Origin of the sequence: Flavobacterium sp., assembly GCF_031409475.1 — a bacterium.
Lineage (GTDB): Bacteria > Bacteroidota > Bacteroidia > Flavobacteriales > Flavobacteriaceae > Flavobacterium.
This window is the reverse complement of sequence record NZ_JANNXH010000065.1, coordinates 14514-30249: the sequence shown is the minus strand read 5'-3', so window position 1 is coordinate 30249 and position 15736 is coordinate 14514. Positions and strand designations below refer to the sequence as shown.

Annotated in this window: 15 protein-coding genes; 1 reads left to right on the top strand and 14 read right to left on the bottom strand. The window is 30.5% G+C overall.

The window, feature by feature from the left end; all coding sequences use genetic code 11:
- From rpsB to rplM, 3 genes are all read right to left on the bottom strand, one after another.
- On the bottom strand, positions 1 to 371 hold a 371-nt coding region (rpsB, locus tag RMO53_RS11765; RefSeq protein WP_310380940.1), incomplete at its 3' end, for a 30S ribosomal protein S2.
- Positions 372 to 669: 298 nt separating this feature from the next.
- A complete protein-coding gene (gene rpsI, locus RMO53_RS11760) occupies positions 670 to 1056 on the bottom strand; it encodes a 30S ribosomal protein S9 (protein WP_310380938.1) in 387 nt (128 codons plus the stop codon).
- Positions 1056 to 1511 (bottom strand): 50S ribosomal protein L13, encoded by a 456-nt coding sequence (gene rplM / locus RMO53_RS11755; RefSeq protein ID WP_310380935.1) that lies wholly within the window; start codon positions 1509 to 1511, stop codon positions 1056 to 1058. The genes rpsI and rplM overlap by 1 nt, the downstream gene beginning before the upstream one ends.
- A 300-nt stretch (positions 1512 to 1811) precedes the next feature.
- Between rplM and RMO53_RS11750 the strand changes: the two genes are divergently transcribed.
- A complete protein-coding gene (locus RMO53_RS11750) occupies positions 1812 to 2834 on the top strand; it encodes a LacI family DNA-binding transcriptional regulator (protein WP_310380932.1) in 1023 nt (340 codons plus the stop codon).
- Here RMO53_RS11750 and RMO53_RS11745 read toward each other — a convergent pair.
- From RMO53_RS11745 to RMO53_RS11695, 11 genes are all read right to left on the bottom strand, one after another.
- Positions 2829 to 3491 carry a methyltransferase gene (locus RMO53_RS11745; RefSeq protein WP_310380929.1) on the bottom strand — a complete coding sequence of 221 codons (663 nt, stop codon included), beginning with the start codon at positions 3489 to 3491 and terminating at the stop codon, positions 2829 to 2831. The two genes, RMO53_RS11750 and RMO53_RS11745, sit on opposite strands and share 6 nt — an antisense overlap.
- Before the next feature lie 105 nt (positions 3492 to 3596).
- Positions 3597 to 5117 carry a radical SAM protein gene (locus tag RMO53_RS11740; protein ID WP_310380926.1) on the bottom strand — a complete coding sequence of 507 codons (1521 nt, stop codon included), beginning with the start codon at positions 5115 to 5117 and terminating at the stop codon, positions 3597 to 3599.
- A complete protein-coding gene (locus RMO53_RS11735; protein ID WP_310380924.1) occupies positions 5107 to 6270 on the bottom strand; it encodes a hypothetical protein in 1164 nt (387 codons plus the stop codon). The genes RMO53_RS11740 and RMO53_RS11735 overlap by 11 nt, the downstream gene beginning before the upstream one ends.
- Entirely contained in the window at positions 6267 to 7853 is a 1587-nt protein-coding gene (locus tag RMO53_RS11730; RefSeq protein WP_310380921.1) for a glycosyltransferase family 87 protein, read from the bottom strand. The genes RMO53_RS11735 and RMO53_RS11730 overlap by 4 nt, the downstream gene beginning before the upstream one ends.
- Positions 7853 to 8596, bottom strand: a complete 744-nt coding sequence (locus tag RMO53_RS11725; RefSeq protein ID WP_310380918.1) for a glycosyltransferase family 2 protein — start codon at positions 8594 to 8596, stop codon at positions 7853 to 7855. The genes RMO53_RS11730 and RMO53_RS11725 overlap by 1 nt, the downstream gene beginning before the upstream one ends.
- Complete coding sequence (locus RMO53_RS11720) at positions 8596 to 9726, bottom strand: hypothetical protein (protein WP_310380914.1); 1131 nt, start codon at positions 9724 to 9726, stop codon at positions 8596 to 8598. The genes RMO53_RS11725 and RMO53_RS11720 overlap by 1 nt, the downstream gene beginning before the upstream one ends.
- Positions 9727 to 11241 (bottom strand): hypothetical protein, encoded by a 1515-nt coding sequence (locus RMO53_RS11715; protein WP_310380911.1) that lies wholly within the window; start codon positions 11239 to 11241, stop codon positions 9727 to 9729.
- Positions 11238 to 12608 (bottom strand): B12-binding domain-containing radical SAM protein, encoded by a 1371-nt coding sequence (locus RMO53_RS11710; protein ID WP_310380908.1) that lies wholly within the window; start codon positions 12606 to 12608, stop codon positions 11238 to 11240. The genes RMO53_RS11715 and RMO53_RS11710 overlap by 4 nt, the downstream gene beginning before the upstream one ends.
- Positions 12605 to 13387 (bottom strand): class I SAM-dependent methyltransferase, encoded by a 783-nt coding sequence (locus tag RMO53_RS11705; RefSeq protein ID WP_310380906.1) that lies wholly within the window; start codon positions 13385 to 13387, stop codon positions 12605 to 12607. The genes RMO53_RS11710 and RMO53_RS11705 overlap by 4 nt, the downstream gene beginning before the upstream one ends.
- Complete coding sequence (locus RMO53_RS11700; RefSeq protein ID WP_310380903.1) at positions 13377 to 14837, bottom strand: radical SAM protein; 1461 nt, start codon at positions 14835 to 14837, stop codon at positions 13377 to 13379. The genes RMO53_RS11705 and RMO53_RS11700 overlap by 11 nt, the downstream gene beginning before the upstream one ends.
- The gene (locus RMO53_RS11695) at positions 14830 to 15732 is read right to left on the bottom strand and encodes a nucleotidyltransferase domain-containing protein (RefSeq protein ID WP_310380899.1); all 903 of its coding nucleotides are present in this window, start codon (positions 15730 to 15732) and stop codon (positions 14830 to 14832) included. The genes RMO53_RS11700 and RMO53_RS11695 overlap by 8 nt, the downstream gene beginning before the upstream one ends.
- Positions 15733 to 15736 lie beyond the last annotated feature (4 nt).

Genomic DNA, 15736 nt, shown 5'->3' with positions numbered 1-15736 from the left:
TCTTTCTTCATTTTATCAATAGTAGCCATTTTTTTAACGGCTTTACGGATAGTTACAAAGTTAGTTAACATTCCACCCGGCCATCTTTCAGTGATGTACGGCATGTTTGCAGCTTTTGCTTTTTCAGCAACGATATCTTTTGCTTGTTTTTTGGTAGCAACGAATAATATTTTTCTACCTGATGCAGCAATTTTTTTCAAAGCTTCATTAGCTTCTTCAATTTTTACTGCAGTTTTATATAGATTGATAATGTGTATACCATTACGTTCCATATAAATGTAAGGAGCCATATTTGGATCCCATTTTCTAGTCATGTGTCCAAAGTGAACACCTGCTTCTAGTAATTCTTTTACTTCTACTTTGTTTGACATTTTTTTCTTAGTTTACGTTCTGTTGATTAGCAATGTTTTATAAGGTTATTCGTTATTCGTTATTCGTTATTTTTTTTTGGTTGATAAGAAAATTCGTCTTTACCAATAAATTTCTAACTTCTAACTTCTAACTTCTAACTTTTTACCCATTTAGATGCTAAACTAATATTCGCCTCGACGAACAACAACAACATTGTTTTTAAATTTTTATGCTGAAATTTTTTCAGCATCTTTTAATCTGATGAATTTCAGTTTCTGTTCTTGAGAATCTGAAACAAGTCCAGATTGAAGTTCAGTATTAACGTTTAGAGAATTGGAATCTCTTACGAGCTTTTTTCTGACCGAATTTCTTACGTTCAACCATTCTTGGATCTCTTGTCAATAAACCTTCTGGTTTAAGTATAGCTCTGTTTCCTTCGCCAACTTCACACATTACTCTCGCTAAAGCCATTCTTACAGCTTCTGCTTGTCCAGTTGAACCACCACCATATACATTTACTTTTACGTCAAAGTTGTTTACGTTTTCTGTCATAGACATTGGTTGTAAAACTTTGTACTGTAAAGTAGCTGTTGGAAAATAAGTTGCAAATGGTTTTTTGTTTACCGTGATTACTCCTGTTCCTTCTGAAACATAAACACGTGCTACAGCGGTTTTTCTTCTACCAATTTTGTGAATTACTCCCATTACTTAAGATTGTTTAGGTTAACAGTTCTAGGTTTTTGAGCGCCTTGTTTGTGCTCTGATCCTACAACAACATTTAAATTTCTGAAAAGTTCTGCTCCTAATTTATTTTTAGGTAACATTCCTTTTACTGCTTTTTCTACTAGTAATGCTGGGTTTTTACTTTGCAATACTCTAGCAGTTAAAGTTCTTTGTCCTCCAGGATAACCAGTGTGACGGATGTATGTTTTTTCATCCATTTTGTTACCTGTAAGGTTGATTTTTTCTGAGTTGATAACAATTACGTTATCTCCACAGTCGACGTGAGGTGTGTAACTTGGTTTGTACTTACCTCTAAGAATCATAGCGACCTTTGAAGCAAGACGACCTAAGTTATGACCATCAGCATCTACAATGATCCACTCTTTTGTAACGGCGGCTTTGTTTGTAGATTGTGTCTTGTAGCTTAATGCGTCCATAATATTTTTTTAATTAAACATTCCATTCCCAATAAAGGGAGTGCAAAAGTACAATTTATTATTTTAAATACAAATAGCTTTCTGTCATTATTTTAAGTGTTTGTTTTCACACCCTTATTTTATTAAAAATAATCACAATTGTTGACTAAACTACCCTGTTTTTCGATGATCTTTTAGCGTTTTAATAATTAGATTTCAATTCTAAATTAAGTTAAGGTTCGTGTTATTTGAAAACCTTTATTAGTGGTAACGAATTTTATTTGATTTGTTTTGCTATTTTTACATTTCAATTATTTTAATATGAAAGCTAAAGCAACTCTTAAACAAATTGCAAAAGAACTCAATGTTTCTGTTTCTACAGTTTCAAAAGCTTTAAACGATAGCCCAGAAATTAGTGAGCAAACTAAAACTAAGATTAAAGAATACGCCAAACTAAAAAACTATAAACCCAATGTTATAGGTTTGAATCTCAAAAACAGGAAAACTAAAACTATTGGTGTTATTATACCGGATATTCTAAATTCTTTTTTTGCAAAAGTGTTTAGTGGTATCGAAAAATATGCCGAAGAAAACGGATACAATGTAATAATGTGTATTTCAAACGAATCTATTGAAAAAGAGATACACGCACTTGAAATGTTAAGCAATGGAACGATAGATGGATTTATATTGTCTATTTCTGAGGAAGCTCAAAAACTTAATGAATTCAATCATTTCAAAGAAATAATTAATAATGGTACTCCTATAGTAATGTTTGACAGAGTTGCAGATGAAGTTGCTTGTGATAAAGTAATTGTTGATGATTTTGACTCGGCGATGCATGCAACAAAACATTTGTTAAATTTAGGATGTAAAAACATTGCTTTATTTTCTACTATTGATAATCTAAGCGTAGGAAAATTAAGAAAAAATGGATTTTATAGTGCAATTGAAAACAAAGGATTGGTAAATACAGATCTGATTGTTTTAACGGATAACGCAGAAGATTTTGATGTAAAGGTTTTGAACTTTTTCGAAAACAATAAAGTGGATGCGATTTTTGCTTTAGACGAGCATGCTACTGCAACGGCACTAAAAATAGGAGTAAAGCATGGCGTTAAAATACCAGACGAACTCTCTATTATTGGATTTGCAGATGGTATACTTGCTTCAAGACGACTATCACCTAGTTTAACAACTTTAAGTCAACATGGTCCAGAAATAGGACAAGTAGCAACTAGACTGCTTATAGATCGACTAGAATCAAAAGAAGAAAACCTTCCTTTTGAAACGGTAATTATCAAAACTGAATTAAAAGAACGAGAATCGACTAAGAAGCTATGATTTTTGAAGTTTAAAAATATAATTTTTCTCAGGCAGCAACTTTTTTTCTTCAATTAATTCAAAAGTTATTTTATTTTTTAGTGCAATTGCTTTTATTTTTTGAAGTTCACAATCTTCGGAAAGAATCATGTAGATTTTGTTTTTTGGATTACTATAATCAGGAAGTTGATAAAATAATTGTTCAAAATATTCAAAATTTTCCCCGCAAAACCATGCATTTTCTTTTATAGAAATTGGTTTTTTTGGATAATAGGGCGGATTTATTAATAGGTAATCAAAAGTTTTGTTTTGAAGATTTTCAAATAAATCAGAATATAATATTTCGATGGAAACCTGATTCTCATGGGCATTTTTTTCTAGTGAAGTTAAAGCCGTTGGATTAATATCTGTTGCGGTTACAAAAGCGCCTTTTTTTGCTGCATAAATCGCTAGAATACCACAACCGCAACCCAATTCTAAAAATGTTTTTTGATGCAAATCTAGAGGTTTAACAAAATCAAGTAGTATCTTGGTGCTGAAAGTAAAATGGGGCGGAAAAACATCAGGATGTACTATTACTGAACTATTTTCATAACGGTATTTTCTTGGTTTGGAATAATACCAATTCAAACCAAATTTTAAAAAAGGATGTGTAATTTTTTTTAGAAATGTTCGCATTGATTTAGCTATTATAATTTTAGCCACAGATTAAAAATCCTTTTTAATCTCTGAAATCTGAGGCAAAAAGATGTTTTTTATTTGTTAAACAAGCTTCTGGACTTATTATTCCGAATAAAATCCTTCAATTTCAGGTTGTCTGTACTTCCATAATTTTTGTAATGCTTTGATTTCATAAGGATAATTATAAAATCCAGTTTTATAACGAATACTAGATGTTAATTTTAAGATTTGTCTTTTATAACCTCGAATTCTAAAATCGGAAACCGTTGGGTAATAGCCATTCAAAACCGTTTCAAAATTTTTAATGGTATCTATCATATACGGTTTTAACCAAGGTGTTAATGGATTTTTTCTTAAATCGAAGTTTTCCCAACTTGGCGAAATCCAATCTTCTAAATGCTCAGGAAATGAAAATCCAGCTTCAAGAATCTGTTTGTACAACTCCGAGCCTTCGGTTGGCACTGGACTAAAAAGGTAAATTATAATTTCGGCATTTGGATTAATAACTTTGATTTCTTTGATGAAATTAATATCCCACAAAATTTGATCGTAAACTTCTTTTTCGGTTTTAGCAGGCATTCCTAACACAAAAGATAATTCTGGAATGATATCAGCATTTTTCATTCGCAACACAAAATCCTTAATCATTTGTCCGGTTTGTGTTCCGCCTTTGTTCATTTGTTTTAAAACGGCATCGTTGCCTGTTTCTGCACCCAGAAAAATCATTTTGCAACCTGCTTTTCGCATTAGTTTTAAATCGTCATCACTGTACATATTTAGGGTATCAATTCGTCCTTCTCCCCAATAACTAATGTTGTCGTTTATGATGAGCTCTGAAAATTCCAAAACTCTTTTTTTGGAGGTAAAAAAATTATTATCATGAAATTCTATAGCATCAATTTTATAATTGTTCTTAAAATATTTTACATCTTCATAGATTCTATTGGCTGACATTCCTTTCCATTTGGCTTTGAAGATAGGAACAACAGCGCAAAACGAACACGAAAACGGACAACCCATGCTGGAGTGATACGATAAGGTTTTATTGCCCATAAAAGTTTTGGCTAAATAGTTTTTGACTGGATAAAACGTGTTGAGATATTCGTACGGAAATTTTGGCAAAGTATCTTGATCTAGCAAGGCTTCAACAGCAGTTTTGATAATTTCTTGATTATTATTTTTGAAAATCAAGTTTTTTATTAAAAAAATACTTTGATTGTCATTATTTTCCAATGCTTCGATTAGCTGTGGTGTGGCATTGTCGCCAGGACCATTTATTACATAATCTACACAGCCAGAATTCAGCGATACTTTGTATTGATTTGATGCAAAATAACCGCCCCAAAAAATAATTACATTTGGGAAAAGTGTTTTAATTTTTTTCGAAAACGGAATCGCCTGACGCAATTGCGGACCAGGCATAACAGTGCAGCCAAAATATTTGAAATCGCCCGTTTTTAGATAGTTTTCTAAAATTTGCCAAGGGTTTTCCTCGAGATTTCCATCTACAAAAACATAGTCAAATTTGTTTGTAAAAGAGCCGCCAACTTGCAAAATAGAATTGGGTATGCGATGCTTGCCATTAGCACTTCGTGGATTGAAAAGTATGATTTTATTTGACAATTTTTTTGATTTTAAATAAAAGTAAAACAATTATTTGAGCAATTGCGCCGCCTAATAGTGTGCCACTAAAACCGTAATTTAGATTTAAAAACCACCAAGCTAAAATGCCGTTGCTCAAAGCACCTATAAATAAAACATGTAAAACTCTTTTTTCGTGATTTTGTTTAAACAAATTTACAACTTCTATTCCGTACAAAAATGATGGATAAATATATAAAAATGCAATTAAATAAAACCAAAAATGAAGTTCGAGATTTAAATAATATTTTAAAATTAATTGAATTAAAAACAAAGATATAGGAACAATAATCAATCCTGCAGTAGCCAATATTTTTTCTGTTTTTTGAATTAAATTGCTCGTGTTTCTATAAATGTTTTTAGTAAAAGGTACGTAAATAAATGCCGATAATGACATTGTAAAAACCAATAAACTATTTATGATTTGATAATCGGATGTATTGATTTTATTGCCAAATTGTTGCATAATATAAACATCAATTTTAGAGGCCAAAAAGCCTAAAATCGAAAGTAAAAAGTACCAAAAGCTATTTTTATAAAAGTTTAAATCAAGTTTTAGATTCTCAATAGCCACAAAATTCTTGAATAAAATAAAATAAAAAACGCCCTTTATAAACTGATAAAAACTATAAATAATGAGTAAAATAGTTAAATTGATTTCGGATTTATAAGAATAGAACGCAACACAAAAAATCAAAAAACTTACACTTTCAATTACTAATGAGTCTGTAAATTTTTTTTCGTAAACCACTAAAACTTCGGTTGAATGAATTATAAACCGTCCTAAAATCCAAACAAAAATAAAAGCCCCAAATTGAATCGAAAATAACCACAAACCCACAATCGAGAATAAAATCACTAAGGGCAATCTAGTATACAAAACCCTAGAGAATTCAATAGCTATCGTATTGGGTTTTAAACTAAATTTGCGTAACAGATATTCCTTATTTCCCCAATTTACAATCTGTAATGCCAATAAAGTAAACAACAAGATAGAAACAAATTCGCCCCAAATCTCTTTTGAAGCGTATCGAATAACCATAAAAGGAATAAATATTCCAAAAGCCGAGACTATAATTTGACGCAAGGCATTAGACGAAATAAATCCTATTCTATTTAGGTTTTTATGTTTCAATTGATAGTAATTTTTTTTAATGAATAAAACCCTATTCCTTTATCTGAATCTGACATATAAATTATTGTTTTATTATTAATCAATACAGGTTTCAGTTTGTTGCTGTTGTCAAAAGTGAGTTGCTTGTTATGTAAAAAAAGTTGATTGTTTTTTAGTTGTAGATTTTGCAAACTTTGAACTTCGATTTTCATCTTTTTTTTATTTTCGCCTTTTTCATTCCAATAAAAATAGGTCAAATTATTATTTTCTATTTTATAATCATAAATTAAAATTGGAGGATTTTTTGTATTCAAATAATTAGAATTATTAATTTCATTTTTACCATTAATCATTACAAATAATAGTGCACAAATAATGCATAATGAAATGGTTTTCCAATTAATTTTATGGTAGATTAATGAAATAAATAAACCAAAAAATAGTAATAAAAAAAGCAATCGTAAATACGAAAACGGAAATTGATTTGAAATAAATAATGCAATTGGCAAATTGCAAATTAGAAGCAAAAAAACAATAAAAATCATTTTTTTTAAAGAAGAAATTTCACTTTTAGCAAGAAATACAAACGGAAAAATTAATAAAATAAAAGTGTAAGTGCTTCCGTAGGGCGACAACAAAATCGAAGTTGCAATCCAATAAGAAAAAACGAACAATTGATTACTGATTTTTTTTGTAACATAATATCCAATTGCCATTAATGCGATTTTAAATCCGGACACCAAACTCGAAAATAAGACTGGATTATTAAAAAATGAATTCGAATTTTCAAGCGAATCAAACACCAATAATTCTTTTAAAAACATAAAAACCGATTGGTAATTGGTTACAAATGCTTCAGAGATTTCACCATTTGAGGCTTTAGTCACTACTTTTTGAATATAAAAAATCAAAACATCGGCACCAGTAAATAAGATAGAAATTCCAAGCCATAAAGCACAAAAACCAAGACAATAAAATAAATTTTTGAATTGCTTTTTAAAAATAAAAATAAAAAGAAGTACAATTGGAAAAACCTTTAACACGATAGCAATACTTAGATATACAGCTGCTTTTTTCAGTTGTTTTTTTTCATAAGCCAAACAAAATTCAGTTAATAAAAAAAACAACAAAAAATAAACTTGGCCAAATAATAACTCGTTTTTTATAGGGACAAAAAACAAAATTGGCACTAATAAAATGAATTTGAATTCAACTTTATAAAAGGAGAATAATTTGTAAATGCTAACTAAAAATAATAGTGTAGAAATGCAATTGAAAATAATTTTTGCAGCATGTATTTCTAAAAAGGAAAAAGGCAAAAATGTCAATGCCAGAAACGGAGTATTGGGTGCATAACTTACAAAAATTTCATTGTAACCCAAATTGGCAATATTTTTATTGAAATAATAGGGAAAATAAATGTTAGTGTTGAATGTCCCATCTGTTAAAAATTTTCCACCAAAATAATAATTAGCAAAATCATGAATGGGAAAATTTATTGCTTTAAAAACATAAAACAAACAAAGTAAAATTATAGGCAACATAGCTTTGTCAAAGTTTAAAACTTTGACAAAGCTGAATTTAAAAACTTCATTAACTTTCATTAATTTTTAAAAATTGCGAATCTAAACAACATCGTTTTTTGCAAAAAATAAGAAAAAGAAACTCTTAGAACGCCAAATCCATAAATTAAACTGCGCTTTAAATTAATAGAACTTGATTCATCAAAATAGTTAGCTGGACAAGAAATTTCGCCAATCCTAGCATTCAAAAAACAACACTGAGCTAAAATTTCGTTGTCAAATACAAAATCGTCTGAGTTGTTTTCGAAATTAATTTTTTGTAAAATTTTTGCATCAAAACACCTATAGCCAGTATGGTATTCTGATAATTTTTGATTCATCAAAATATTTTGAATACAGGTCAAAACTCTATTTGCAATATATTTATACACCGGCATTCCGCCTTTTAGAGCACCTTTACTCAAAATCCTCGAGCCTAAAACCACATCATATAAATCGTTGGCAACTAGTGTACACATTGCTGGAATTAATTTTGGAGTATATTGATAATCAGGATGTAACATTACAATAATAGCTGCATTTAATGATAATGCTTTGCTGTAACATGATTTTTGATTGGCACCATAACCTCTATTTTTATCATGGGAAATAATATGGCGAATACCAATTTCTTGGGCTATTTTAATAGTGCTATCATTACTAAAATCATCGGTGATTATTACTTCATCTACAATATCAAAAGGAATTTCGTCAAACGTTTTCCGAAGTGTTTTTTCGGCATTATAAGCTGGAAGCACCACAATAATTTTTTTGTTATTCAGCATTATTTCAAGTGATTAACTTCAATATTAGACATTTCTCTGACACTTGACGATACAGCTAATCCTGGAAATGGTGCTCGTTTTTCGATTTCATTTCTATGATATAAATTTCCTAAAAATGGGAATTCGTCGTAAACGTGTGTTGACAATCCTGAGAGCAAACTTTGCACTTTGTTTAGTGGCAAATTCCATTCTAAGGATACTCTTTCTGCTGATGGTTCCATAAATGAAATATACAATAATTCAGTCAAAGTATGCTGTTGCGTTTGCGAATAATCAATCGCCGAATCTAGATTTAATTTTAAATTTTTATTTAAATTTCGATAATTTATTAAAGTATTTTGAAATTGTGTGGCAGTTAGATACCCAGAAAAATTTAATTGTGGCGAAAAAAGTTGATTGATAGACGATTCGTGGCACCACATGCATTTTGCTGGTTTGCCTGCGTTTGAATGATTAGAATCTGCATTGTTTTTTCGACGACCATTAACATCAAAAATGCCAAACCGCAATTGACCGTTTGGCAAGAGTTCGATAGTTTCAAATTCATAAATTTCTTGGGTTATTGGATCGACTTCTTGTGATAAAAACACTTGATTGAATCCAACTTGTTCTGAAAATTTAATGATACGATGTTCTAATGAAACTCCAGAATTATTTACATATCCTTTTTCGGGTTTTAAAATATAATTTCCTAACAATTCCTCTAATCGATTTGGAGTTCCTGAAATTTGATAGTAATGTTCAGACGAACCCAGTAATAATGATACAAAGCGTCCTAAATCAATAGTATTTGTGTTTTTGTATTCTTGAGATTCTTTTATTTTGATGTTTAATAGGGATAGTTTTTCGACAGCATTTTCATTAAAACCGAGTTGATTGATGTTCATTGAAATAATCGCATTTGAATACGAAATTCCAATTAAATTCTTGGGTAATTTAGCACCTAAATAGGATAAAGCCCATTTTAATCCAATTACTGATTTGTCGATAGAATCATCTGGATAGGCTTTGTTCCATTTTAAGTTTATATCAAACGAGTCGTTTTTTTCTTCTTCTATATCAGCGTAAGTATTGCTTTCGCACCCAATAAAAATTACGATTCCTATTAATAGTATTATTAACTTTTTCATCTAATATGATTTTGAAACTTTGTAAATGTAATAATTAGATTTTTCTATAATATTTTGATCAAATTTTTTCACAAAACAGGCTTTAATCGAACTATTTAACGGTTGCCAATTTTTAGTTTTAGTATCATTTGTTAGTGGACAATACGAAATAAAGAGAATTTTTTTGTCAGAATTCAGGTAATTGGTCAGCAACGCAATTGTTTTTTCTTGGTTAACATTTCCTACGCAACTCGAATCCCAATGACAAAAACTTTGTAAACTATCATCACATAAAAAGTAAATTTTACGTTCTAAATAAGCGCTCAACAATGTTCCATCGCAAGTAACGGTTACAATTTCTTTTGAGAGTAATTTTTGGGTTTTTAAATATTCTACAGTTTTTTTTGCATTGGTAAAAGGATAAACACAATCCATTGAATAAGCGCAAACTCCACTAAAAAATTGAATCAGTAGTATGCTATAAATAATTGGCTTTTTAAATAAAGTTAACTTTAAAGAATTCAAATAGTCCTTTAATTTATAGTTGTCAGATTCATAATAATATTCAATCCATAAAGCAATAATAATAGTGATGTAAGTCATTCCGTGAAAACGAGTAGCTGCTCTTTGAGTTATAAAAAAGAAAATTTGAGTTCCGATTAACGCAAAATAAACAAAGTATAAGGTTTTTTTGTTTTTGAAAAATAAAAGCAACGGAATAAAATAAATTAATAATGCAAAAATTGCAGAAATAGGTTTACTTAAATTAACCAATAAATTGGAATTCCAAAAATGAATGGTTCTGAAATCTGGAATGGTTATCAAACCTTTAAAAAAAGCAATAAATCCATTAATTAATCGGATATTCAAAGGTATTTTATCAATTGGGTTTAAAAACCAATTCGAATTTGTAGTTTGTATTTGGATGAGTATCGATAACAAACCCAATCCAAAAATTAAATAACCCCATGTGTTTTTACGATTAAATAATTGTTTGTTTTGTAATTGCTCCATCAAAAGCACTAAAAAAAGAGCAAAGGCAGTTATACTAAAAATCAAATGGGTGTTTAAAGTTAGTGCTAAATAAAAAGATAACAATAAAAATTTACTACTTCTATCTTTAAAAACAGAACATGCTAAAAATAAAAATAGAATTCCTAAACTATAATTTCTACTGATTAAATTGTACTCAAAAATTATAAAATAACCAAAAATAAATAGAGTTTTAAACAACCAATCGAAAGGTGCTTTTTTTAGAAAAACAACAACGAATGAAGTAGAAATTAGAATGTGTAACAATTGCATCCAAAACGGGTTTGTTGTACATCGAGTAATTCCATAAAGCATGCTGCTCCATAATAATGGATGTCCTTCAAATCGGGTGTTTTTGATTAGATCAAAAAACGAATTACTGTCTCTTGCCAGAAGCCAATGATGCGCTTCGTCAAGCCATAATTCATGATGTAAAATACCAATCCAGCTTATTATAAAATAAAGGAGGGATAAGAAATAGAGGTATTTTGTATCGCTGTTCATTTACTAATTTTCATTAATCCACTTGCTAAAATCGATTTGGTTTTTAGCTTTAATCCTTTGAGACTATTTTTATTTTTCAACCGCGATAATTCCACTTCATTGACCACTTTTTTTACAGCATAATCGTAATATTTTCTGGGATAGGTGCGCTTGAATTCTATTTGTCTGTCAGTCGAAGTTTCCCAATCTGGTTGAACAGTAATGGCTTTTTCAACCTCATTGTATAGTGAAGTTCCTTTTATAGGGTAGGCAATTGTAATGGTATAATGTGTTGGATTTGCTTCTTTAAGATATTCGATGGTTTCGGTAATATCAGCTTCGGTTTCGCCGGGATAACCCAACATTACGAAAGTTCCAGTTTCAATTCCGAGCGCGTTTGTGTCTTGAATCACTTTTTTTACATGATTTATATCCACTCTTCGATCCATTAAATCAATGATTTTTTGCGAACCGCTTTCGGCACCAATCCATATCCTGAAACAGCCCGCTTCTTTTAGTAATTTAAGAATTTCGTCGTTCAAACGTTCGGCCCGAGTGATGCATTCAAACCTGATTTGTGCATCTTGTTTGACCACTTCTGCATGAAAAGCAGTGAGCCATTTATGACTTATCGTGAAGACATCATCCACAAACCAAATTGCATCTGGATTGTAGTTGTCTTTGAGCATTTTCATTTCCTGTGCTACTAAATGTGCTGGTCGGCGACGGTAACTTTGTCCGTAAACTGCAGTGCTACACCATTTGCAAGTATAAGGACAACCGCGTTGCGTAGAAATTGTCATCGAGCTTTCGCCGTGGTTATTCTTCCAGGTTTCGAGGTATTTTTCATTCGGAATTGCATCTCGATTAGGCAACGGCAAATCGTCTAATTCTCGAAATTTAGTTCGGGCATTCGTTTGAATTACAATTTCATTTTCTAGAAATGCAATGCCGTTTATTTCATGAAAATTTCCATTATTTACAATTGCATTATACAATTCGTAAGTCGTTTCTTCTCCTTCGCCAATCGTCAGAAAATCAGCGCCTGTTTTTAGATAATTTTCGATATTAAAAGTAATATCTGGTCCGCCAAGAATGATTTTTGGAAAGTCGAACGCTGCTGTTTTTAAAATTTTAATCAATTTTACGACTTCAATTTTGGTCATTAAATTGGTATAAATCGAAATAATTTTTGGTTTTTTTTCTAAAATAAAAGCCAGCTGTTCTTCACGAGAATAAAATGTAGAGTCAAACACATCATTGGGAAAATTCTTGCTTATTAAGTATGCCGAAACATAAAGCAAACCTAATGGTGGATAAGGTTTCATTATTTTTTGCTCCTTCAAATCGTCGGACAAATAATAGCCATGTGTAAATAGAATACTCATCTTTTTTGTAAAACTATAAAATAATGATCCGCATATTTTGAAAGAAAAGACCAATTTTTAATCCTTTTTTCAAATGCATTTAAAACCCAAATCAATTTTGGTTTGTTTTTAAAAAAAGGCTCTAAATACGAAGGCGGAATAAAAAAGCCAATTGGTTTTATGGTTTTGACTTCAAAATTTGTGTGGGCTAAATTTACAATATCTTTTGGATTGTAATAGTAAGTAATAACTTTTTCGCCATCGACATTGGCAATTGCATATTCCTTTTTTCGTCGGAAGGCATTTTTTAAATTCAATTTTATCAAAAAATAGCATTGTTCCCAAAGTGTACTTTTGGGCATGATAACCAAAACCAAATGACCTTTAGTAGACAAGATTTGAGCTGCATTTTTAAAAAAAGCACTCATTTCGGATAGTGATAAACAATTTAACCCACCAAAATTGGAAAAAATTAAGTCGAAATTTTTAGATGAAAATTCAGTGACAATTTGATTGATATCTTTTTGAATAAAAGTTAAATTCTCTAAAACCGATTTATCTTTTGCAATTTCAATCATTTTCGAAGAAATGTCTGTTGCAACAACATTGATGCTCTGTTTTGCTAGCCAAATGGCATCTTCTCCTGTACCACAATTAATTTCGAGGATGGTTTTTGGATTGTTTTCGTTTAAAATTTTTGATAAGTTGTTGTAAACTAAATTGCGTTGCAACTTGCCAATCACCGTATTGGTAAAAGTTTGGTCATAGTTTGTTGCTGCATTGTCGAAATCAGTTTTCATTTTCAGTTAATTTTAAAACCAAACCATCCACAAAAGCACTCGGGACATAATACCCCAATTTCACAATCGATTTTATTTTCACAAAATTTAAACTAGATGGACTCTTCAAACTTGATTTTAAATTATAAATTCCTTGACTTTTACGAAACTCTTTATGAACATATCGTTGTAATTTTCGATAAAAACCGGAAGAGTAGGTTCCGTTAAATAGCATCTCAAAATCATCTGAATCGGTCCAATTTGCTTTTAGTTTTAAATCGTCTTTTACTTTGTCATAAAATTTCGTTCCGGGTAAAGGATAGGAAATAGATATGCCAATATTGTCAGGCTGCAATTCCTTAACCATGGCGATTGTTTTACGAATATCTTCTTTATTTTCTGTTAAATAGCCAAATTGTAAAAACAAAGCTACTCTGATTTTCTTTTCTTTTAGAAGCCGTGTTGCTTTGTAAATTTCTTCCACTTTAGTGCCTTTGTCCATTGCATCAAGAATTTTTTGCGAAGCACTTTCGGCACCAACCCAAACTTCTTCACATCCTGAATTTGCTAGTGCTTCAATGGTGTCTTCTTTCAAAAGTAAATCAACGCGACTTTGAATAAAATAACTAATTTTAAGATTATTTTTCTGTAATTCGGTATTGAATTCTTGAACCCAATTGGGTTTTAACCCAAAAATATCATCACACATCCAAAATCTTGAAACTCCAAAATTTTCTTGTAAAAATTTGATTTCATTGACAATATATTCTGGTGAATGGGCATTGTATCTGTTGCCATAAATGGGTTTTGCACACCAATTGCATTTGTAAGGACAGCCGCGAGTGGTGGCAATGTTGAGTGTAAAATCTTGACCGCTTTGTTTCCAAATTGCTTGGTAACTTTCTACGTCGACCAAATCCCATGCTGGTAAAACTAAATGGTCTAAATTTTGTAAAACGTTGCGCTTTGGATTAACAATTGTAGTGTTTCCTTTTCTAAAAACAATACCTGAAATTGTTTCGATGGATTGTTTTTTTTCTAAAGAATTTATCAATTCTAGTAAAGTAATTTCGCCTTCGCCTTGTATAATATAATCAGCGTTTTTATCTAAATAGTGTTCATAATTATCAGTCGAATCAGAGCTGCAAACAATCACAATACAGTTTTGTTTCTTGCCAAAAGCGATCATTTCAAAACAAGCTTCGCGCATTTTGGTCAAACACATTTTGGTCAAATAATTAAAACCATCGTCGTAAATAACTAGATATTTTGGATTATTTTTTTTTAAAATTGGAATAATCGAATTTGGAGAGTCAAGTAAATTAGTATCAAAAAGAGCAACTTTAAAATCATTTTCTCGCAGTAAAGCTGCTGCATACAAAGTTCCCAAAGGAGGAAAAGGCATTTTGTTTTTCCATTGTTTGGGGTCGAGTTGGTAATAATAGGAATGTGAAAAAAGAATTTCAGGCATGTTCTTTCTGTAAAACTACATTAAATTTCAACTGTACTTCTTCAAGTTTTGAATTCAAAGATAGGATAACTTTTTTTTGAAAGTTAGAAGGATGGTGTTTTGAAATATTCTTTGTTGATTTTAAAGCAATATTAAAATCAGCATCGGATAAGTAATCAAATTTAGCTTTCCATTTACGAAGGGTAATTGATTTAAAAAAGTTGTCCAAACTATTTCCAAAACCAGTATTCAATATAAATTCGACGATTTTTGTAAGCGTTGGTTTTTTAATAGTTGCGATTTGATTACTATCGTAAGTAAACTTCGAAAAATAGCTTTGCACCCAATAATTGCTTTTGTAGAATTGTTCAAATACTACTTTTCCTTGCATTGGAATGAGTGTTTTTAACTCGGTTGCTGTAAACCTATTTTTTTCTTCAATTTCTAATTGTTGGGATGAAATAAAATAATTTACACAAAAATATTTACGAGAATTCAGAAAGAATATTTTTTTGTAAAGCATGAGCAATGTTCTGCAAATCCATAATTTGTTGGGCTTTGTAATCACAAAAAAATCGATGTCGCCGTTATCGTCATAATACCCTTTCGATAATGAACCTGAAACACCAACTGCCTCTACATAAGGAAATTTGGCAATAAATCGGGCTCTTTTTTTAGCAATTACAAGTACTTTTGTCGCCAGTAGACTTCCTTTTAAACGTTTGGTCACGCTTTCTAAATCGTTTGCATACACATAAAAGTCATCTATTTTGTTAAGAATCTTTTCGTCTATTAAATGTTGTAATTCGCATGCTGTTTGCGATAATTCAGGGTAGTTTGTATAGCCATGTATTTCCTCTAGTGTTAAGGGATGTCTAAAAATAGAGAAATATAAAATGGTTTTGAGCGTTTCCAAAATT